Source organism: Kitasatospora sp. NPDC059146, assembly GCF_042786665.1.
Classification (GTDB): domain Bacteria; phylum Actinomycetota; class Actinomycetes; order Streptomycetales; family Streptomycetaceae; genus Kitasatospora.
Genome location: NZ_JBHZCY010000075.1, coordinates 16,487 through 36,454, shown reverse-complemented (window position 1 = coordinate 36,454; position 19,968 = coordinate 16,487). Strand labels below are relative to the sequence as shown.

The following is a 19,968-nucleotide window of genomic DNA, read 5'->3' as shown; positions in this document are numbered from 1 at the left end:
GCCTTCCCGGGTCTCCGGGGGACTTCCCGACGGCGATGCGCCGCGTCGCCCGCTCCATCACTGTCCAGACCAGTAACGTTCCGCCCGGGTCCGGTTCCCGTACCGGCCCCGCAGCTTCCGGAGGGCAACTCATGATCGACAGGCGCAGCTTCCACAGGACCGTCGGACTCGGCGCCGGCGCGGCCGCCCTCGCGCTGGCCGGCCTGCCGGGCACGGCCGGCGCCGCCCCCGCACCCACCCGCGGCCGCTCCGGCCCGGCCCCGGTGGTGCCGACGATCACCCCCGGCACCCACACCACCTTCCCGGTGCTGCGCCAGGCCACCGCCGGCGTGCTCGACGTCGGCTACGCCGAACTCGGGCCCGCCGACGGGCCGGTGGTGCTCTGCCTGCACGGCTGGCCCTACGACATCCACAGCTACCTGGACGTCGCCCCGCTGCTCGCCGACCTCGGCTACCGCGTGACCGTCCCCTACCTGCGCGGCCACGGCAGCACCCGCTTCCGCTCCGCGCGCACCGTCCGCAACGGCCAGCAGTCGGCCATCGCCCGGGACATCATCGCGCTGCTGGACGCGCTCCGGATCGACCGCGCCGTGGTCGCGGGCTTCGACTGGGGCGCGCGGACCGCCGACATCCTGGCGGCCCTGTGGCCCGAGCGGGTCAAGGCCCTGGTGTCGGTGACCGGTTACCTCATCACCAACCGGGACGCCCAGCGGAACCCGATCGCACCGGTCACCGAGCACGCCTTCTGGTACCAGTACTACTTCGCCACCGACCGCGGCGAACGCGCCATGCAGGACCCGAAGCTGCGGCACGACCTCGCCCGGGAGGTCTGGCGGACCGCCTCACCCACCTGGAACTTCGACGACGCCACCTTCGAGCGCACCGCGGCCGCCTTCGAGAACCCCGACTACGCCGCGATCGTGGTCCACAACTACCGCTGGCGGCTGAGCCTGGCCGACGGCGAGCGCCGCTACGACCACGACGAGCACCTGCTGGCCCGCAAGCCGACCATCCAGGTGCCGACCGTCACCCTCGACCCCGCGCTGGACCCGTTCACCCCCGCCCCCGGCGACGGCTCCTCGTACCGGTCCATGTTCACCGGCCCGTACGAGCACCGGACGCTGCCCGGCATCGGCCACAACCTCCCCCAGGAGGCGCCGACGGCCTTCGCCCAGGCCGTCGTCGACGCCGACCGGCTCTGACGCCGAGTCCCGCGCCTCGCGCCGGAAAAACGAACGGCGCGGGGCGAAGCGGACTGCTACGCTGGCGAACGACCTACCCCCCTACGAGGAGTGCAGCAGACATGGCGGGTGACGACGACATCTCCGGGTGAGTCCCGGGCTTCTTGACCGTTGCGGGCGCAGGGCGCCCAGTGCAGCGGTCGGAATCGTCGTACCCAGTCCCCCTGTCTCATCCGGGCCGGACTCGTCTCCGCCCGCTCACTTCCAGGTAGTCCTCCATGTCTTCTGCGTCCTCTGCGTCTTCCGCGTCCGTCGTCGGCTCCCAGCTGTCCTTCTCCTGGCCGGACGACACCCCCGTGTTCCACGACCTCTCCTTCTCCGTCGGCACCGGCCGCACCGGCCTGGTCGCGCCCAACGGCTCGGGCAAGAGCACCCTGCTCAAGCTGATCGCCGGTCAACTGCGCCCCTCCACCGGGTCGGTGACGATCAACGGCACGGCCGCCTACCTCCCGCAGGACCTCCCGCTCACGGCCGGCCTCACCGTCGCCGAAGTGCTCGGCGTGGCCGGGGTGATCCGGGCCATCGACGCGGTGGAGTCCGGGGACGTCGCCGAGGAGCACTTCACCACCATCGGTGACGACTGGGACATCGAGGAGCGCTCCCTCGCCCAGCTCGAACGCCTCGGCCTCGGCGCGCTGCCGCTGGACCGCCGACTGGGCACCCTCAGCGGCGGCCAGGTCGTCCGACTCGGCCTCGCCGCCCAGCTGTTGAAGCGACCGGACGTCCTGCTGCTCGACGAGCCCACCAACAACCTCGACCTCGGTGCCCGGCACCGCCTGTACGACGCGCTGGAGGACTTCAACGGCTGCCTGCTGCTGGTCAGCCACGACCGCGCCCTGCTCGACCGGATGCACCGCATCGCCGAACTCGACTCGCACGAACTGCGCCTCTACGGAGGCGACTTCACCGCGTACGAGGAGGCGGTCCAGGCCGAGCGGGAGGTCGCCGAGAAGAACGTCCGCAACGCCGAGCAGGACCTCAAGCGCGAGAAGCGCGAGATGCAGCAGGCCCGGGAGCGCGCCGAACGCCGGGCCGGCAACGCCGCGCGCAACCTCAAGAACGCCGGGCTGCCCCGGATCTTCGCCGGGAACATGAAGCGCGGCGCCCAGGAGTCGGCCGGGCGCTCCGGCCAGGTGCACTCCGCCCGGGTCGACGAGGCCAAGGCCCGGCTGGACGAGGCCGGGCGCGCCGTGCGCGAGGAGCAGCGGCTCACCCTCGACCTCTCCGGGACCAGGGTGCCCAGCGGGCGCGACCTCTTCATCGGCGAGCAGCTCCAGGTCCGGCGCGACGGCAGCCCGCTGTTCGCCGACGGCGGGATCGACCTGACCGTCCGCGGCCCGGAGCGGATCGCCCTCTTCGGCGCCAACGGCGCGGGGAAGACGACCCTGCTGCGCCTGCTCGTCGGGGACCTCGCCCCGGACGAGGGCCAGGTCAAGCGCGCCGACGGCCGGGTCGCCTACCTCTCCCAGCGGCTGGACCTGCTGGACCAGGACCGCACCGTGGCTGAGAACTTCGCCGCCGCCGCGCCGGAGCGCCCCGAGGCCGAGCGGATGAACATCCTCGCCCGCTTCCTGTTCCGCGGCGCCCGCGCCCACCTGCCGGTGCGGGCACTGTCCGGCGGCGAGCGGCTGCGCGCCACCCTGGCCTGCGTGCTGTGCGCCGAGCCCGCACCGCAGCTGCTGCTGCTCGACGAGCCGACCAACAACCTCGACCTGGTCAGCGTCGGGCAGTTGGAGGGCGCCCTCAACTCCTACCAGGGGGCGTTCCTGGTGGTGAGCCACGACGAACGCTTCCTGGCCGGCATCGGCGTCGACCGCTGGCTGCGGCTGGCGGACGGCACGCTGACCGAGACCAGCGCCCCGACCGCCTGAGGCCCGCTCCCCCGCGGCGGCCGGCGGGGCCGCGCCGAGGCCCGCCGACCCGCCGGGCCGTTGCCCTCCGGGCGTGGCGCACCCCCGAGGCGGCCCCAACGCGGTTCACCGCCGGGGCACCCGGGGCGCCGGCGCCCCTGCCGAGCGGAGCCTGGCCTCGGTGAGGGCGGTCAGCCGGGCCGCGCTCGGGGTCTGGTCCTCGCGGTGGCGGTCGATCAGCCGGTACTGGGTGGCGGCCCTGCTCCAGGCCTCCAGGCCGGCCGGATCGGCCAGCAGCGCGGGGTTGGCGAGGTAGCGCTCGGCCATGGCGTCGGCGAGTTCCTCGATCCTCGGATCGTCCGGCTCCCAGCCCTCGGCCTCCCAGGCCCGCTGGGCCAGGTCGACGAAACCGGGGTCGTCCAGCTGTCGTTCGAGCTGGGCGAGGAAGGCGTCGAAGCCGCCGGGCACCAGCACCCGGGCGAGCACCAGCGCCTCGCGCTGCCCGGCCACGTAGTCCGGGCCGAAGCCGAGTCCAGCCATCCGGTCCAGGACGGCGCAGGCGCGGTCGGGCAGCAGGGCCCGGTCGCCCTCGGCCAGCCGGTGCAGCGTGGCGCGGCGCTCCTCCAGTTCGGCGATCCGCTCGGCCAGCCGTCGTCGGACGTCGGCCAGGGCGGCGGTGAACTCCTCGGGCCCGGCGTCGAGCAGCGGCCCGACCTCGGCCAGCGGGACCCCGGCGGTGGCCAGCGTGCGCACCTGTACCAGGCGCAGCAGGTGGTCCGAGCCGTACCGCCGGTAGCCGGAGCCGTCCCGCGGCGGCTCCGCCACCAGCCCGTGCTCGTGGTAGTGCCGCACCGTCTTCACCGAGACGCCGAGGAAGGACGCCGCCTGACCGATCGTGACTCCGCTCATCATGCGCCAAGTCTCCCGTGCGATCGGGCCCGGGCCCGGCGGCCGGCGGTCGGCCGGTCAGCCCGCCGACCCGGTCGGCTCGGCCGGCCCGGCCTGCTCGCCGCCGAACACCGCGCCCACCAGCAGCTGTTGGGCCCGCTGGAAGCCCGCGGCGACGGACATCTCCGGGTCGTCCACGAAGTTCAGACCGGCCGTCAGGACCCGGCTCCCGTCGGCGGAGCCGTACATCAGCGCCGCCGAGCCGATGGTGGCGCCGTTGTGGTGGTAGATCGTGCCGCCGGCCGGGCCGAGGTCCTGGGCGAACAGGCCGAGGCCGTAGCCGGCCCGCTCCTCCGGGGTGCGCATCTCGGCCAGCAGCCCGGCGGGCAGCAGTCGGCCGCCCATCAGCGCGGCGAAGTAGGTGTGCAGGTCCTGGGTGGTCGAGATCATGTCGCCGCCGGCCGCGACCCAGCTGGGGTCGTGCCGGGTGACGTCGACCGTGTGCTCCTGCCCGCCGTCCCGGTAGCGGTAGTAGCCGTGGTGGTGCGGCTCGGGGAGCTCGGGCGAGCTGCCCGGCGCCACGGTGCCGGTCAGCCCCAGCGGGGCCAGCACGAGCCGCCGCAGCTCCTCGGCGAACGTCCGGCCGGTGGCCCGTTCGATCACCAGCCGGGCCAGCACGTAGTTGGTGTTGGAGTAGCTCCAGCCCTCCCCCGGCGCGAACCTCGGCGCCCGGGACAGCGCCAGCCGGACCAGTTCCTCGGGCCGGTAGGTGTGGAAGCGCAGGTCCACCCACTCCTTGCCCCGCCAGGGGACGCCGGGCTCGACCGTGCCGTCCGCCAGCAGCTCGCCGGTGTGGCTGAACACGCCGCTGGTGTGCTGGAGCAGCATCCGTACGGTGATCCGGTGGTCCAGCCCGAGTTCGGGCAGGTAGTGGTCGGCGGGGGTGTCCAGGCCGATCCGGCCCTCGGCGACCAGCAGCAGCACGGTGGTGGCGACGAAGCTCTTGGTGCTGCTGCCGATCCGGAAGTGCCCGTCGGTCAGCGCCGGGGCGTCGCCGCCCCGTTCGCGCACTCCGGCGCCGCCGGCCCAGCTGCCCCGTTCGTCGCTCACCCGCAGCTGCACGCCGAGGAAGCCGGAGCCGGCCAGCTCCTCGATCGCCCGCCGCAGTTCCGGTCGGTCCTGCCCCTGGTCGGGGTCGGCGGATCGGTCAGGGTGGGTGGTGGCCATGGGTGCTCCCCGGTGTTCGTCGTGCCCGGACCGCGGTCCGGCTGCTACGACGAATCTCCACCCTGCCCCAGGGGCGGGCTCAAGCGTGATCCGGCTCACAGCGGCGCTGCGCACCGCGCCGGGGACTCAGCCGGCGACTCAGCCGGTGACCTCGATCGTCACGTCGTAACTGCGCTGGTTCGGCGTGCAGTTGAGGGCCTCGCCGCAGACGGTGCGGGAGGCGGTCAGGTGGGCCGTGCCCGCCGTACGGGCGGTGAAGGAGGTGGTGACGGTGCCGCAGCCGCCGCCGGGGCGGCAGGAGGGGGACGGCGCGGTGGTCGGGGAGCCGAGCGGGGAGAGCACCTCGGGGGCGGAGCTGGTGGCGGCGGACCAGTACGTCCCCTGGAGTTCGACCGAGACGGTGGCCCCGACGGTCGCCTTCACCGTGGTGTGGTTGGCCTTCTCGTCGGCGGTCACGGCGGCCGGCTTGATCGTGACCAGGGCCGTGGGGGACGCCGGGGCGGGCGCGCCGGTGGAGCCGCAGCCGGTCAGGGCCAGCAGGGCGGCGGCGCAGCCGAGGGCGAGGGTGAGGGGTCTGCCGAGATTCACGGGGGTTCCTCCGGGTCGGGGTGGAAGCGGTGGTGGTTCGACGCGCGGGACGCCGGATCGGATCCCCCCGAATGCGGAAGTACCGCACCGGGGCGGGCGCGAGGCCCACCCCGGTGCGTCGAGCCGAGGCGATCGTCAGGAGACGGTCACGTCGTCGTAGTAGGTGTAGGTCGGGTCACCCGGGTAGTTGTCGTCGTGGTTGCTCAGGGTGAGGGTGTACGAGTGGCCCGGGGTGACGGCGGCCGTCTTGTTGGTCCAGCTGCCGGTGGTGGTGCAGGTCTTGGCGAGGACCGTGGTGGTGGTGCCGGTGGTGTTGTCCTTCAACGTGGCGGTGGCCCAGTCGTAGGTGACCGTGTCGTCGCAGGTGTTGCTGTACCAGAAGGACAGCTTGCTGGAGCCGGTCGGGGCGGTGAAGGTCTGGGCGACGGAGGAGTCCCCGGTCGGGTTGGTGGAGCCGACCATCGCGCCGTAGCTGCCGCTGTGCGCCGCGCCCGTGGTGGCGGAGGTGGTACCGGCGGCGGTCCAGCCGCTCAGGCTGCCGGTCTCGAAGCCGCCGTTGGTGACGGCGTTGCCGCCGCCGGAGCCGCCGGACTCGGTCCAGCTGAACGTGGTGCTGCCCGCGGCGCCGGTGGTGTCGGTCGCGGTGACCGTCACGTTGGCGGTGCCGGCGGCGGTCGGGGTGCCGGAGATCAGGCCGGTCGAGGAGTTGATCGACAGGCCGGCGGGCAGGCCGGTGGCCGAGTAGGTCAGGGTCTGGCCGGAGGCCGAGTCGCTCGCGCCGATCTGCAGGCTGGCCGCCGTGCCGACGGTGCCCGACTGGTTGCCCGGGTTGGTCACCGTGACGGTGTTGGTGGTGCCGCCGCCGTGGTTCAGGATGGCGTGGGTGATGGCGCAGGAGTTGGTGTCGTTCGACCAGCTGGCCTGCTCGGCGAAGGTGCCGTAGGAGCCGAAGGAGACGTTGGCGGCGCCACCGGTCGAGCCGGGCTGGATCCAGGCGCACTCGTCCGAGTTCTCCTGGCCGTTGTACGAGCTGCCGGAGACGTGGTTGGTCCAGCCGCCGGCCGGGTTCTGGTCGGACATCATCTCGTGCCACTCGTGGCCGAGGGTCATCGTGAAGCCGTCCAGCGTGCCGGGCGAGTTGACGAAGCCGACGCCGCAGCTGCTGCCCTGGTCGATGTTGTACGGCTGGTTGGAGAAGGCGATGTCGCCGTAGGGCGAGCTGGCCGCGCCGCCGTTGAGGGTGGTGTCACCGTTCCAGTCGTGCCAGGCGCAGTACCCGGTGGTGGGGTTCTGGTAGTCGTCCGGGTTGGTGCCGTGCGGCGACAGGACGATGTAGTACGCGTCGCGGTTGGCGGCGGCCGTGGTGTTGCCGAAGTGGCCGGCGGCCTTGACGGCCTCCTGGGCCAGCTGGTTGCCGCTGGCCGAGGCGGGCGAGGCGGCCGCGTTGTCGTACCAGACGCCGGAGAGCACGCCGCCGCTCTGGTACGGGATGAAGTTGGCGTTCGACGGGCAGCTGACCGCGCCGGAGGCGACGTTGGGGCCGTCGCACCACTGGGTCAGGTCGGCCGACCAGGTCTCGCCGTTGGTGCCGATGCCCTTGAACATCTGCTGGGTGGCACCGGCCGCGCCGGCCGAGTCGCCGGAGAACTTGGCGTTGCCGTTGGCGTCGGTGCTCTGGGTGCCCCACTGGGTGCCGTAGAAGACCAGGTAGACCTTGGAGTGGCCGCTCTGCACGCCGATGCCGTCGACGCCGCCGCCGTAGGAGAGCGTCTCCTGGCCGGTGGCCGCCGCCTGGTTGTGGGCGGCCATCCACTCCTTGTACTTCTTCTGCTGCTGCTTGCCCATCACCGCGCCGTGGCGGTACGGGTGGCCGTTCTGGGGGCTCCAGGGGTTGAACTCGTTGTTGACGCTGCCCGAGGAGCTGGAGATGTCCTGGGCGGCGGCCGGTCCGGCCGCGCCGGCGAGACCGGCGGCGGCGAGCGCGATGGACGCCAGGCCGGTGAGCGCCGCGTTCTTCGCGCGCCGCATTCTGGGGGAGTGACCCATGGGGTGAGGGTGCCTCTCTGCTTACCGATCGCCCGTTGCGGCCGGGGGGCCGCGAACGATCCCTTTGTGGGGAAGGAGCAGCAGGCGGAATCCACCGAGCGCCGAATCCGGTTCTATCTTCCGGACAGCCGGAATTGACGGTCTCTCGGTGGGGCCAGCTGCTTGGGGATGAAGGAAAGCAGAGTTGATGAACGGTGGTCAACGGCTGCGGGTAAGGAAACATTAAGAACGGCGTCCGGGCAGGTGAAGGGAGTGATGGGAAGTCAATTCGCCTCCCTTCGCATTCACTGAATATCGCTCGGAAGACTGTTTCGACATTCGGTGAAACGTCACCGTTTCAACATTGCAGCTTTTTCGGAACCAGCTGTCGCACAACACCCGTCACAACCGCCCGCCGGCGCTGTCCGCCGACAGCCGCTGGGCCAGGTACACCGGGACGACGGAGAGCAGCACCAGCACCGCCGCCACCACGTTCACCACCGGGGCCTGGTTGGGGCGCGCGAGGTTGGCGTAGATCCAGACCGGCAGGGTCTGGACGGTCGGACCGGCCGTGAAGGTGGTCACCACGATCTCGTCGAAGGACAGCGCGAAGGCCAGCAGGCCGCCCGCGAGCAGGGCCGACCGCACCGCCGGGAAGGTGACGTGCCGGAAGGTCTGGAAGGTGTGGGCGCCGAGGTCCGCCGAGGCCTCCTCGGCCGAGGGGGCCAGCCGGCGCAGCCGGGCGAGGACGTTGTTGAAGACCACCACCACGCAGAAGGTGGCGTGCCCGATCACCACGGTGAGCAGGCCGAAGCCGATGCCGGCCGGGCCCAGCACCGTGCGGAACGCGGCGTTGAGCGCGATGCCGGTGACGATGCCGGGCAGCGCGATCGGCAGGATCACCAGGAAGGACACCGCCTGGCGGCCGAAGAACCGGTACCGCTGGACGGCGAAGGCCGTCATGGTGCCCAGGACCAGCGCCACCAGGGTGGCCCCCGCCCCGGCCTGCAGCGAGGAGACCAGGGCGCTGCGGGCGCCCTCGGACTGCCAGGCCCGGACCCACCACTCGGTGGTGAACCCGGTCGGCGGCCAGGCGAAGGAGCGGTCCCGGTTGAACGAGTTGACCAGCACCAGCAGCAGCGGCAGGTAGACGACGGCGAGGCCGAGGAAGGTGGCCGCGCGCAGCGCGATCCGGGTGCGGCGGGAGAGGATCACGGGGGTACGCCTCCGAAGGGGTCCTACAGCGAGTCCAGGGCGCCGGTGCGGCGCACGGCGAGCAGGTAGCCGACGATCATCACCACCGGGACGCAGGACAGCGCGGCGGCCAGCGGCAGGTTGAGCGTCACGTTGTCGGCGATCGCGGTGCCCAGCACCTGGGTCTTGCCGCCGACGATCCGTACGGTGATGTAGTCGCCCAGGCTGAGCGAGAAGGTGAACACCGACCCGGCGAACACCGAGGGCAGGACCAGCGGGAGGACCACCGAGCGGAAGGTCCGCCAGGCGGAGGCGCCCAGGTCGGCGGAGGCGTCGAGCAGGTTGCCGGGCAGGTTGTCCAGTCCGGCGTAGACCGGCAGGATCATGTACGGCAGCCACAGGTAGGCGAGGACCAGGATCACCGCCGTGGTGCCGTACCCCGGGCTGGACAGCCCGAACGGGGCGCCGAGCCGGTCCAGCACGCCGCCCTGGCCGAGGATGACCCGCCAGGCGTAGGCCTTCACCAGGTAGCTGGCCCACAGCGGCGTCAGGACGGCCACCACCAGCAGCTTGCGGGTGCGCGGCCGGGCGATCCGGGCCATGTAGAAGGCCATCGGGAAGGCCACCACGGCGTCGATGACGGTGACGGCGGCGGCGATGCCGAGCGTGCGCAGGGCGATCGTCCGGTAGACCGGCTCGGTGAGGACGGTGTGGAAGTTGGCGGTGTTCCAGACCCGGACGAGGTCGTAGGTGAAGTCGTCGACCGCCCAGAAGGCCGAGAGCAGCAGGACGGCCAGCGACCCCAGGTAGGCGAGCAGCAGCCAGGCCATCGGGACGGACAGCAGCAGCGCCAGCCGCAGCCCGGCGTGCCGGTGCAGTACGGAGGCGGCCCGCCGCACGCCGCCCCGCCGCGGCTGCGGTGCCGGGGCGGGTGCGGCGGCCGTGCCGGTCGGGCCGGTCGCCGGGCCGGTCGTGCCGGTCGCGGTCATCAGCCCTTGATCTCGGTCCAGGCGGACGTCCAGGCGGCGTAGTCGGTGCAGGCCACCGTGCGGCCGTCCAGGCAGCTCTTGACCGGGGTGGTCCAGTAGTACACGTCCTTCCAGTAGGCCTCGTCGGCGGCGTGGAAGGTGGTGCAGAAGCCCTTGTCGGTGGTCAGGTCGCAGGCCTTGGAGTTGGCCGGCGCCTCGCCGAACCACTGGGCGACCTGGGCGTTCGCGGTCGGCGAGACGATCCAGTTCATCCACTGGTAGGCGCAGTTGGGGTGGGCGGCCTTGGCCGACACCATCCAGGTGTCGGACCAGCCGGTGGCGCCCTCCTTCGGCAGCACGGCCTTGACCGGCGCCTTGTCCGCCTGGGCCAGGTTGGCGATCACCTGCCAGCTGGTGCCGACCACGGTGTCCCCGGTCTTGAAGGAGTTCTCCGACTTCTGGAAGTCGCTCCAGTACTCGCCGATCGCCTTGTGCTGGGTCTTCAACAGGTCGACGGACGCCTTGAGCTGGGTCGCGTCCAGCGCGTACGGGTTGGTGATGCCGAGTTCCGGCTTCGTCTTCATCAGGTAGAGCGCGGCGTCGGCGATGTAGATCGGGGAGTCGTAGGCGGTGACGTGGCCGGCGTAGGGCGCGGCGCCGTCGAAGACCACGCTCCAGGAGTCGGGGGCCGGGGTGACCTTGTCGGTGCGGTACATCAGCAGGTTGGCGCCGCGGCCGTGCGGGATGCCGTACATCTGGCCGTTCACCGAGTTCCAGGGCTGGTTCTTGAGGCCGTCGAAGACGTCCGCGTAGTTCTGCACCAGGGCGGTGTTGACGGGGGCGACGTCACCGGCGGCGATCAGTCGCAGGGTCGCGTCGCCGGAGGCCGAGACGGCGTCGTACTGGCCGGTCTTCATCAGCGAGACCATCTCGTCGGAGGTCCCGGCGATCTTCGCGTTGACCTTGCAGCCGGTCTGCTGCTCGAAGGGGTGGACCCAGTCGACGCCCTTGTCGTCCGAGCCGTCCTCGGCGTACCCGGCCCAGGCGACCAGGTTCACCTGGCCCTCCCCGGCGCCCAGGGACTGGAGCATCGGCAGCTTCGGCGGGTTCAGCCCGTGCGAGCCGTTCGCGGCGCCCGTGCCGCCGCTGCTGCTGCCGCACCCTGCGGCGAGCAGGACGGCGGCGGTGGCGGCGGCCGCGGCGCGGGCGATCAGGGGGATGCGCATGGCGGGGTGTTCCGATCTTCGGTGAGGGGGTGGGGGTGGGTCAGGAGCCGACCCGGACGGTGTGCCGGCGCTGCCAGGCGAGGACGACCTCGGCGCCGCGGTGGCGCAGGACGTCGGCGGAGCCCTCGTCGACGTTCTGCCGGACGGCGGTCAGCCGCCCGCCGGCCTCCAGGTCGACCAGGAAGCGGGTGTGGCCGCCCGCGTAGACGACCTCGGCGACCCGCCCGGTGGCGGACAGCTCGTCCGGCCCGGCCGGGTCGTCCGGGTGCGCTATCCGGATCTTCTCCGGGCGGACGCTGAACAGCCCGGCCTCGCCCACCACCTGCTCGGCGGCCGGGCCGTCCAGCAGGTTGGAGGTGCCGACGAAGCCGGCCACGAAGGCGGTGGCCGGGTGCTCGTACACCTCGGCGGGCGGGCCGACCTGCTCGATCCGGCCCGCGTTGAACACCGCGACGCGGTCGCTCATCGTCAGGGCCTCGTCCTGGTCGTGGGTGACGAACACGAAGGTGATCCCGACCTCGCGCTGGATCCGCTTGAGCTCGGCCTGCATCTCGTGCCGCAGTTTCAGGTCGAGCGCACCGAGCGGCTCGTCCAGCAGCAGCACCTTCGGGCGGTTCACCAACGCCCTGGCCAGCGCGACGCGTTGGCGCTGGCCGCCGGAGAGCTGGGCCGGGCGGCGGCGCTCGAAGCCCTCCAGCCGGACCATGGCGAGCGCCGCACGCACCCGCTCGGCCCGTGCGGGCTTCGGCACCCGGCGGACCATCAGGCCGTAGCCGACGTTCTGCTCGATCGTCATGTGCGGGAACAGCGCGTAGTCCTGGAACACCGTGTTGACGTCCCGGTCGAACGGCGGCAGGCCGGTGACGTCGGCGCCGCCCAGCAGGACCCGGCCGGAGCTCGGGGCCTCGAAGCCGGCGATCATGCGCAGCACGGTGGTCTTCCCCGAGCCGGAGGGCCCGAGCATCGCGAAGAACTCGCCCTCGCCGATGTCCAGGTCGACGCCGTCGACCGCGCGGACCTGGCCGTCGAAGGTCTTGGCCAGCCCTTCGAGCCGGACCGCGCCGGGGGCCGGCTCCGGTCGGGGTGGACGGTCGTGGCTGCTCAACTCCGGTGGCCCTTCTGGCTGGTACGACAAGCGGACGGTACGGACGGGTTGTCGTGTCGGTTCGCACGGAACCCTAGGAAGGGACCACCCCGCCCGGCTATGGACGCCCGCACGGTCTTCCGTCGGCGAGTTGTGCGGCGCTACAGTCCGGCGCATGCCGGTGACGCTGCGCGATCTGCTTCGGGAAGAGGGCCTCGGCCTGCGACTGTGCACCGGCACGGCCGGGCTCGACCGGGTCGTGCGCTGGGTCGCGGTGACCGAACTCGCCGACCCGACGGAGTGGTTGACGGGCGGCGAACTGCTCCTCACCACCGGCCTGCGGCAGCGCGGCGCCGCCGCGCAGACCGCCTTCGTCCAACGGGTGGCGGCCGCCGGCGCCTCGGGGATCGGCTTCGGCACCGGACTGAGCCACCCCGCCGTGCCCCGGGCCACCGTCGCCGAGGCCGAACGGCAGGGCCTGGCGGTGCTGGAGGTCCCGTACGAGACGCCGTTCATCGCGGTGAACCGGCTGGTCGCCGAACGGATCACGGCCGAGGACCACAGCGCGCAGCGGCGGCTGGTCGACCAGCACGACCTGCTGGTCCAGGCGCTGCTCGGCGGCGAGGGCCTGACCGCGCTGCTGCGGGTGCTGCGGCGGGCCACCGGCTCGGAGGTCGCCGTGGTGGACCGGCACGGGGTGGTGCTGGCCGCCAGTCCGGAGCGGTCGGAGGCGCTGTTCGCGGAGCTGCGGGCGGCCGGGCGGCCGGAGCACCTGGCCGCCGGGCGGACGGGCGCGGAGGTGCCCGGCGGCGCCGGGCCGCTGCGGCTGCCGGTGCAGGTCGACGGCGCGGTCGCGGCCTTCCTCTGCCTGCGCTCGGCGGGCCCGGCGGCGGACGTCCTCCCGTACGCCGTCCGGCTGGTCGGGCTGGAGCTGGCCCGCCGTCAGGCCCACCTGGCCGGGCGGCGGGAGCTGGTCGGCCAGGTCGTCGAGGACATCGTGCGGGACGTGATCGCGCCGGCCACCGCCGAGCGCCGGCTCGCCGCGTTCGGGCTCGACCCCCGGGCCGCCCACCGGGTGGTGCTGGGCCGGCTGGCGCCGGAGGGGGCCGGGTCCGGGTCCGGCTCTGGGGCCGGGGCCGGGGCGCAGGCGGACGGGCGGGCCGCGGACGGACGCGGCGGGCCGGAGGCGGACCGGCGGCTCGCCCGGCTGCCCTGGCTGCCGGCGGAGCACCCCGACTCCGCCGAGCCGGTGCTCACCGCCGTCGTCAACCGGTACCTGGTGGCGGTGCTCCCCCGCTCCGCGCCGGTCGACGACCTGGCCCGGTGCCTCGGCACCGCGCTCTCCGGCCTGGACACCCGCGCGGCGGTCGGCGTCGGCGGCTGCTACCGGGGCGTCGACGGGCTGCGCTGGAGCTGGTTCGAGGCCCAGGCCGCCCTCGCCAAAGGCCCCGGGGTGCACGGCGGCGACCCGCTCAACCTGCCCCGCCTGCTGCTGTCCAGCCCCGACCTGCCGTTGAAGCAGCTCGCCGCCGAGGTGCTGCGCCCGCTCACCCGCTTCGACGAGGCCAACCGCGCCGACCTGGTCACGACCCTGCACGCCTACCTGGCGGCGGACTGCTCGGTGCAGGCGGTCGCCGACCGGCTGTACGTCCACCGCAACACCGTCCGCTACCGGCTGGACCGGATCGAGCGGCTCACCGGCCGCTCCCTGGCCTCCATGCAGGACCGCTTCCAGCTCTGGCTGGCCCTGCTCGCCGCCTACCCCGAGCGCCAACCGGCCGTGCAGCCGCAGGACTGACCCCAACGCGCCGGCACCCCGCCAGCGGTGGGGACCCGATCGGGTGAGCCCGGTCCGCCGCCATCACCCGGACGGGTGACTGCCCGGTGGTGCGGGCCGGGAGCCGGGTGGCAGGGTGGGGGCGCCCGTCCGTCGGCGGGCGGCGAGGGATCGGAGCCGACCGTGGGTCCACGGCGAAGCAGGCGCAGCGGCAGTCGCGGCGGAGCGGGCCACGCGCTCGTGCTCGGTGCGGGGATCAGTGGCCTGTGCGCCGCCCGGGCCCTCTCCGGGTTCTTCGAGCACGTCACCGTCGTCGAGCGGGACACCTACCCGCAACCCCCCGACGTCCGGCGCGGCGTCCCGCAGGGGGCGCACGTCCACTCGCTCACGCCGGGCGGCGCGCAGGTCCTGGCGGAGCTCTTCCCGGGATTAGTCGAGGAGTTGGCGGCCGACGGCGGCACCCTGGCCGGGGCCCTGGACGAGCTCGACATCGTCTTCTTCGGGTCGCGCCTACGGCAGGTGCCGCTCGGCCGGGTGCTCCAGGTGAGCCGGCCCTTCCTGGAGGACCGGCTGCGCGAGCGGGTCCGCGCGCTGCCCGGCGTCACCCTGCGGTCGGGGCTGGAGGCCACCGCCCCCATCACCGCCGACCCGATCACCGCCGGTCCGGCCCGGGTCGGCGGGGTCCGGCTGGCCCGCCCCGGCGAGCCCGACTCCGCCGAGGCCGTCCACGCGGACCTGGTCGTGGACGCGATGGGCCGCGCGGGCCGGGGCGCGGCCTGGCTGAGGTCCCTGGGGTACCGGGCGCCGTCCACGGCCCGCCTGGCCGTCGACGTCGCCTACGCCAGCCGCCGCTACCGGGTCGCCCCGGGCGCCCTGGGAGCAGCCAAGGGCGTGCTGATCGGAGCGACCACCACCCGCCCCCGCGGCGCCGTCCTCACCCAGCAGGAGCACGACGCCTGGGTGCTCTCCCTTTACGGCTTCGGCAAGGACGACCACCCGCCCCTCTCGCCGGAGCGGTTCCTCGACTTCGCCGAGGACCTGCTCCCCGCCGGGACGTCGACCGCGCTCCGCAACGCCGAGCCGATCACCGGGGTCTCCTCCTTCGCCTACCCGGCCTCCCTGCGCCGGGACTTCCACCGGCTGCGCCGGCTCCCCGACGGGCTGATCTCCACCGGCGACGCACTGTGCAGCCTCAACCCGATCTACGGCGCGGGCATGACGGTCGCCGCCCTGGAGGCCAGGGCGCTCCGCAGGTGCCTCGCCGCCGGCCCGGCCGGCCTGCCCCGGCGCTTCTACCGGGAGGCCGCCCGGGCGGTGCGGCTCCCGTGGCTGTTCTCCACCATGGCCGACCGGGCCATGCCCCAGGTCCCCGGCACCCACCCCGCCGTCGCCGGCCTGCTGGCGAGGTCCTTCCAGGCCACCATGCGCGCCGCGGCCGAGGACGCCCGGGTCGCCACCGCCGTCTGGAACGCCGTCAGCCTGACCGGCTCACCGGCCGAACTGGCGGCGCCACGGGTCATGGCCGCCGTGCTCCGGCACTGGTCTCCGGGCCCCACCCCTCGAACCGCGCCCCCACGTGGAAAGGACTGAACCCGTGCCGGACTTCGACCCGAGCGAGCGGAAGGCGTTCGTCGAACGCTGGGTGACCATGTGGGACTCCCCCACCGCCCCCGCCGACGCGATGGAGTACTACACCGAGGACGCCGTGATCGAGGACAAGGCGTTCGACCACACCTACCGGGGCCACCGGGAGCTGCACGAGTACTTCAGCCGGGCCGGCGAGCTCTTCTCCGACATCCGTTCGGTCGGCCAGGGCGTGGTGGTCGGCCCGTCCCACGCGGTGGCCCACGTGCACTACAGCGCCACCGTCCGGGAGCCTTTCCTCTGCCTCCCGGAGTCCAGCCGCGGCAAGCGGTTCTCGCTCTACCTGATGAGCCTGCTCGAGTTCGCCGAGGACGGCCGGATCGCCCGCTCCGTGGACGCCTACGACCGGGCCGGCGTCCTGCAACAGCTCGGCGTCCTCCCCGACTCCGCCGCCGCGCCGACCGCGCACGCCGCGCCCGCCACACCGTTCACCGGGACCACCCCGTCCGGCTGAGGACTTCTCCGGGGGCGGCGGAGCACGGTTCAGCCGGACACTCCGCCGGCGGCCAGGTGAGCGGCGACGTAGGGGACGGCGACGGTCTCCAGGCCGCGGTCGGTGCCGAACGCGGGGTGGACGTTGACCTCGAAGACGACGCCGCCGCTCTCCGCGGCGAGGTCCACCCCGGCGAACGACAGGCCGAGCGACTCGGCCGCGGCGACGGCGAGTTCGGCCAGGCCGGCGGGCAGGTCCCCCGGCTCCAGGCGAGTGGAGACGGCGCCCCGGCTCTCGTTGCACGGTGCGTCCGGGTCCGGCTGGACGTGCTCGACCACCCGCAGGACCCGTCCGCCGAGCACCACCACGCGGTACTGGTGGCGCCGCCCGTCGGGCCCGAAGTTCCGGGCGTCACGGGCGATCAGCCAACCGGTGCCCGCACGGGCGTAGAACTCGGCCGCGGCCCGGAGCTGGGCATGGGTGGAAACGTGGAAGACGTCGGTACCGCCCATGCCGATCGTCGGGCGGGCCCAGACGTCGCGGCCCAGCCGCTCGAACGCCTCGGCGGCCTCCTCGGCGTCGGGCCGGGTGAAGGCCACGGTCGGCATGTGGGCGATGCCGTCACGGGTGAAGCACGCGACGGTCCGGTCCTTCTCGGTCGCCGCCCGCCAGGCCGCCGCGTTCGTCCCGAGGGAGCGCACGCCGGCCGCCCGCAGCCCGTGCTGGACCGTCTCGAAGTCCCGGCGCCGGTGTGGCGGGATCTCGTAGACCAGCACGGTGTCGGCACCCACGCTCACCCCGTCCGCCTCCAGCCGCGGTTCCTCGCCGTCGGTGCGGATCCGGCCGCTGCCGCCGGGGGTGAAGTGTCGCGCGTCCAGCAGGGCGGGGGCCCGGCCGGTCAGGGCGTGCACCGCGGCGACGAGGGTGTCGCGGCTGCCCTCGGTCGAGCTGTGATCGGTCATCAGGACGAGCTCGCTCGATGCCATACCGGCCATTGGACGGCCGATGCCCGCCCGGGACAAGACCGCCTCACCCGCCCGGACAGATCCGGACAGGCTCTGGCAGGACCAGGCAGGTCCGGGCAGGACCTGCCCGATTCCGCGACATCAACCGTCGGTTACCGCCCGGGACCAGGACGTTCTCCTACGATCGGGCCCACGACGGACGCCGAGGACGGGGTTGCCAGCATGGCCGATGACAGCAGCGGGATCGACCGGTCGAAGCCGAGCATCGCCCGGGTCTACGACTACCTGCTGGGCGGCAAGGACAACTTCCCCGTCGACCGCGAGATCGGCGACTTCTTCCTGCGGGACCTGCCGGGCTCGGTGGCGATCGCCTTCGCCAACCGCCGGGCCCTGGTGCGGGCCGTGGGCGCGATGGCCGACGACGGCATCCGGCAGTTCATCGACATGGGCAGCGGGCTGCCGACCGCCGACAACGTGCACCAGGTCGCCCAGCGGCACGCCCCCGACGCGCACGTCGTCTACGTCGACAACGACCCCATGGTGCTGGCCCACGGCCGCGCGCTGCTCGCCACCGACGACCGCACCGCCGTGGCCCAGGCGGACCTGCGCGCGCCGGAGACGATCCGCCAGCACCCCGAGGTGCGGCGCCTGATCGACTTCGACCGGCCGGTGGGCGTCCTGTTCAGCGCCGTCCTGCACCACCTCAACGACGACGAGCGGCCCGCCGACGTGGTGCGCTGGTGGGCGGACCGGGTGGCCCCGGGCAGCCTGGTGTACGTCTCCCACTTCCGCTCCGGCGCGAACGAGGAGACCCGGCTCGCGGAGCAGAAGCTCCAGGGCAGTCTCGGCCGCGGCCGCTGGCGCACCGACGAGGAGCTGCTCGGCCTGTTCGGCGGGCTCGAACTGCTCGAACCGGGGCTGGAGTTCTGCTCCTCGTGGCGCCCGGATCCCGGGGACGGTGGCACCGGCGACCTGACGGTGTGGGAGCGGCTGATCTCCTGCGGCCTGGCCCGCAGGAACTGACGGCCGGACAGACGGCCGACCGGCCGCAGCGCACCGGCGCGCCGACGGCGCCCGGAGCGGGCGCCGTCGCGTTCACCACCAGAGTGATTCCATCCGACTACCGGCTCATCGGCGCGCAACCGCGCGCTCTTACCCCCTGAGGTGTCGGGCCCCGATCCTGGGCTGCGGACTCGGTCGTCATCGAACCGTGTCACCTCCGCAGGCGTGTTCCCCAGGAGAGGAAGCCCCTTCATGGCCTTCGGCATCCGGCTGTCGCACGGCTCCGCCGCCCTCGGCGCCGTCCTCCTCGCCGTCTCCGCCGTCGTTCCGCTCACCGCGACGCCGGCCCGGGCCGCGAGCCCGATCTGTCTCAGCGGTACGCTCCAGTACGACTACCAGTCGGCCGAAGCCGGCCCGGCCAAGCCCACCCAGACCAAACCGGCGCGCAGCGCGGACGCCCAGCTGTGGGGAGCCGAGAAGGTCACCGACACCGCCCACCAGCTGACCGCCGACTACCAGCTGACCAGCGCCGCCGACGGCAGCTTCAACCTCTGCTACACCCCGGCCGCCACCACCTCGATGAGCAGCCTGTGGGTGCGGTTCCGCACCGAGAGCAACCAGTACTGGAAGGTCGCCGACACCACCGGCACCCCGTACACACTGGACTCCGCCACCCAGAACAACATCGCCGCCAGCACCTCGCTGGGCACGGTCAAACCCCCGGCGGCCACCGCCCGGGCCTGGCACGCCTTCGACACCGTCAACCTGCTCTACCAGCACCGGAACAACCCCGCCACCGCCTGCTGGTCCTCGCACGAGGCGAACAACGCCTGCACCGAACTCACCGTCCGCTGGACGGCGAACTCGGCCGACGGGACGTACTACGACCTGGCCGGCACCGTCCACCTGGCCGCCGCCGACCCGGACTCCGAGCACACCGTGCTGCACGAGTCCGGCCACTTCCTGATGCACCGCCTGTACAACGGCGTGTTCCCCGCGGTGAGCAACTGCAGCCCGCACTACGTCAACCTGGTCAGCTCGGCGAGCTGCGCCTGGACCGAGGGCTTCGCCGACTCCACGGCCGCCTACCTGCTCGGCGACTACCGCTACGTCTGGCCCGACGGCAGCAGCTACCCGTTCACCTACACCACCGGCTGGAACACCGGCGACCAGGTCCAGGGCAACGTGGACGGCTCGCTGCTCGACCTGTGGAACAACGTCGACGGCGGCTGGAACGGCACCGTCGCCCTGCTGACCTCGCACGCCCCGTCGACCTTCGCCGACTACTTCAAGAACGACCGACCGCTGGGCAACCTCGCCACCACCGGCAGCGCGCTCAACTACCTGGCCGCCCACACCGTCGACTACGGGCCCAACCCGGTGGGCGACAACCAGTACCACGCCTTCACCAACGGGGGCGGCCTGGCCCTGGAGCACGCCGGGCAGTGCGCCAACTCCACCAACGTGGTCGCCGACCTCGACACCTACGACTCCACCCACGCCTCGGAGAAGTGGAAGCTGGACCCGAACGCGGACGGCACCACCCGGATCTACGACAGCTGCCCGACCCCGCTGACCCTCACCGCGCCCGCCGCGGCCGGCGGCCAGGTCACCCTCCAGGCCTTCAACTCCGCCAGCCAGTACCAGAAGTGGCAGGTCACCCAGAACGGCAGCGGCACCCTGACGATCACCAACCCGGCGACCGGCTACGTGCTCGACAGCGCCGCCGTGAGCACCGGAGCGGCCGTGGTCGTCAACGCGGCCGGCAACGCCAACACCCAGGACTGGGCCACCCTCGCCTGAGCCGCTCCCGGGCCCTGGACCACGCCCCGAGGCGCCGGGCCAAGGCCCCGGCA

General features: G+C 73.2%; 16 protein-coding genes. 7 read left to right on the top strand and 9 right to left on the bottom strand.

Features of this window, described 5'->3' with window-relative positions; genetic code table 11:
* Positions 1 to 131: 131 nt before the first annotated feature.
* Both ACFXPX_RS27745 and ACFXPX_RS27740 read left to right on the top strand, forming a co-directional pair.
* Positions 132 to 1,202, top strand: a complete 1,071-nt coding sequence (locus tag ACFXPX_RS27745) for an alpha/beta fold hydrolase (protein ID WP_380643891.1) — start codon at positions 132 to 134, stop codon at positions 1,200 to 1,202.
* 257 nt (positions 1,203 to 1,459) lie between these two features.
* Entirely contained in the window at positions 1,460 to 3,112 is a 1,653-nt protein-coding gene (locus tag ACFXPX_RS27740) for an ABC-F family ATP-binding cassette domain-containing protein (RefSeq protein ID WP_380643890.1), read from the top strand.
* Positions 3,113 to 3,217: 105 nt separating this feature from the next.
* Here ACFXPX_RS27740 and ACFXPX_RS27735 read toward each other — a convergent pair whose 3' ends face one another.
* The 8 genes from ACFXPX_RS27735 to ACFXPX_RS27700 form a co-directional block, all read right to left on the bottom strand.
* Positions 3,218 to 4,003, bottom strand: a complete 786-nt coding sequence (locus ACFXPX_RS27735) for a MerR family transcriptional regulator (protein ID WP_380643889.1) — start codon at positions 4,001 to 4,003, stop codon at positions 3,218 to 3,220.
* Positions 4,004 to 4,057: 54 nt separating this feature from the next.
* On the bottom strand, positions 4,058 to 5,206 hold the full coding sequence (locus ACFXPX_RS27730; RefSeq protein ID WP_380643888.1) for a serine hydrolase domain-containing protein: 1,149 nt from the start codon (positions 5,204 to 5,206) through the stop codon (positions 4,058 to 4,060).
* A gap of 138 nt (positions 5,207 to 5,344) precedes the next feature.
* Complete coding sequence (locus tag ACFXPX_RS27725) at positions 5,345 to 5,794, bottom strand: hypothetical protein (RefSeq protein ID WP_380643887.1); 450 nt, start codon at positions 5,792 to 5,794, stop codon at positions 5,345 to 5,347.
* Between the two features lie 135 nt (positions 5,795 to 5,929).
* Positions 5,930 to 7,840, bottom strand: a complete 1,911-nt coding sequence (locus ACFXPX_RS27720; protein ID WP_380523720.1) for a putative Ig domain-containing protein — start codon at positions 7,838 to 7,840, stop codon at positions 5,930 to 5,932.
* A gap of 381 nt (positions 7,841 to 8,221) precedes the next feature.
* On the bottom strand, positions 8,222 to 9,034 hold the full coding sequence (locus ACFXPX_RS27715; protein WP_380523723.1) for an ABC transporter permease: 813 nt from the start codon (positions 9,032 to 9,034) through the stop codon (positions 8,222 to 8,224).
* A 23-nt stretch (positions 9,035 to 9,057) separates the two neighbouring features.
* Positions 9,058 to 10,002: an ABC transporter permease gene (locus tag ACFXPX_RS27710; protein ID WP_380523725.1), complete on the bottom strand. Its 945-nt coding sequence runs from the start codon at positions 10,000 to 10,002 to the stop codon at positions 9,058 to 9,060.
* The gene (locus tag ACFXPX_RS27705) at positions 10,002 to 11,207 is read right to left on the bottom strand and encodes an ABC transporter substrate-binding protein (RefSeq protein ID WP_380523727.1); all 1,206 of its coding nucleotides are present in this window, start codon (positions 11,205 to 11,207) and stop codon (positions 10,002 to 10,004) included. Before ACFXPX_RS27705 ends, ACFXPX_RS27710 begins: the two co-directional genes overlap by 1 nt.
* Before the next feature lie 40 nt (positions 11,208 to 11,247).
* Positions 11,248 to 12,312: an ABC transporter ATP-binding protein gene (locus ACFXPX_RS27700; protein ID WP_380409523.1), complete on the bottom strand. Its 1,065-nt coding sequence runs from the start codon at positions 12,310 to 12,312 to the stop codon at positions 11,248 to 11,250.
* 154 nt (positions 12,313 to 12,466) lie between these two features.
* On the opposite strand from ACFXPX_RS27700, the gene ACFXPX_RS27695 reads away from it, so the two are divergent.
* From ACFXPX_RS27695 to ACFXPX_RS27685, 3 genes are all read left to right on the top strand, one after another.
* Positions 12,467 to 14,089, top strand: coding sequence for a PucR family transcriptional regulator (locus tag ACFXPX_RS27695; protein ID WP_380643885.1), 1,623 nt, complete (start codon positions 12,467 to 12,469; stop codon positions 14,087 to 14,089).
* A 162-nt stretch (positions 14,090 to 14,251) separates the two neighbouring features.
* Entirely contained in the window at positions 14,252 to 15,658 is a 1,407-nt protein-coding gene (locus ACFXPX_RS27690) for an FAD-dependent oxidoreductase (protein WP_380643883.1), read from the top strand.
* Positions 15,659 to 15,662: 4 nt separating this feature from the next.
* The gene (locus ACFXPX_RS27685) at positions 15,663 to 16,166 is read left to right on the top strand and encodes an ester cyclase (protein WP_380643881.1); all 504 of its coding nucleotides are present in this window, start codon (positions 15,663 to 15,665) and stop codon (positions 16,164 to 16,166) included.
* Positions 16,167 to 16,195: 29 nt separating this feature from the next.
* Here the strand turns inward: ACFXPX_RS27685 and ACFXPX_RS27680 are convergent, their stop codons facing one another.
* Positions 16,196 to 17,131, bottom strand: a complete 936-nt coding sequence (locus tag ACFXPX_RS27680) for a RimK family alpha-L-glutamate ligase (protein ID WP_380593492.1) — start codon at positions 17,129 to 17,131, stop codon at positions 16,196 to 16,198.
* 201 nt (positions 17,132 to 17,332) lie between these two features.
* Between ACFXPX_RS27680 and ACFXPX_RS27675 the strand changes: the two genes are divergently transcribed.
* Positions 17,333 to 18,133, top strand: a complete 801-nt coding sequence (locus tag ACFXPX_RS27675) for an SAM-dependent methyltransferase (RefSeq protein ID WP_380409533.1) — start codon at positions 17,333 to 17,335, stop codon at positions 18,131 to 18,133.
* Positions 18,134 to 18,364: 231 nt separating this feature from the next.
* Entirely contained in the window at positions 18,365 to 19,915 is a 1,551-nt protein-coding gene (locus tag ACFXPX_RS27670; RefSeq protein WP_380643879.1) for an RICIN domain-containing protein, read from the top strand.
* Positions 19,916 to 19,968 lie beyond the last annotated feature (53 nt).

What these genes read in the sequence shown, in the direction of transcription:
- ACFXPX_RS27745 (WP_380643891.1), top strand. Translation starts at nt 132, where the DNA reads ATGATCGACAGGCGCAGCTTCCACAGGACCGTCGGACTCGGCGCCGGC.
- ACFXPX_RS27740 (WP_380643890.1), top strand. Translation starts at nt 1,460, where the DNA reads ATGTCTTCTGCGTCCTCTGCGTCTTCCGCGTCCGTCGTCGGCTCCCAG.
- ACFXPX_RS27735 (WP_380643889.1), bottom strand. Translation starts at nt 4,003, where the DNA reads ATGATGAGCGGAGTCACGATCGGTCAGGCGGCGTCCTTCCTCGGCGTC.
- ACFXPX_RS27730 (WP_380643888.1), bottom strand. Translation starts at nt 5,206, where the DNA reads ATGGCCACCACCCACCCTGACCGATCCGCCGACCCCGACCAGGGGCAG.
- ACFXPX_RS27720 (WP_380523720.1), bottom strand. Translation starts at nt 7,840, where the DNA reads ATGGGTCACTCCCCCAGAATGCGGCGCGCGAAGAACGCGGCGCTCACC.
- ACFXPX_RS27710 (WP_380523725.1), bottom strand. Translation starts at nt 10,002, where the DNA reads ATGACCGCGACCGGCACGACCGGCCCGGCGACCGGCCCGACCGGCACG.
- ACFXPX_RS27705 (WP_380523727.1), bottom strand. Translation starts at nt 11,207, where the DNA reads ATGCGCATCCCCCTGATCGCCCGCGCCGCGGCCGCCGCCACCGCCGCC.
- ACFXPX_RS27695 (WP_380643885.1), top strand. Translation starts at nt 12,467, where the DNA reads ATGCCGGTGACGCTGCGCGATCTGCTTCGGGAAGAGGGCCTCGGCCTG.
- ACFXPX_RS27680 (WP_380593492.1), bottom strand. Translation starts at nt 17,131, where the DNA reads ATGGCATCGAGCGAGCTCGTCCTGATGACCGATCACAGCTCGACCGAG.
- ACFXPX_RS27675 (WP_380409533.1), top strand. Translation starts at nt 17,333, where the DNA reads ATGGCCGATGACAGCAGCGGGATCGACCGGTCGAAGCCGAGCATCGCC.
- ACFXPX_RS27670 (WP_380643879.1), top strand. Translation starts at nt 18,365, where the DNA reads ATGGCCTTCGGCATCCGGCTGTCGCACGGCTCCGCCGCCCTCGGCGCC.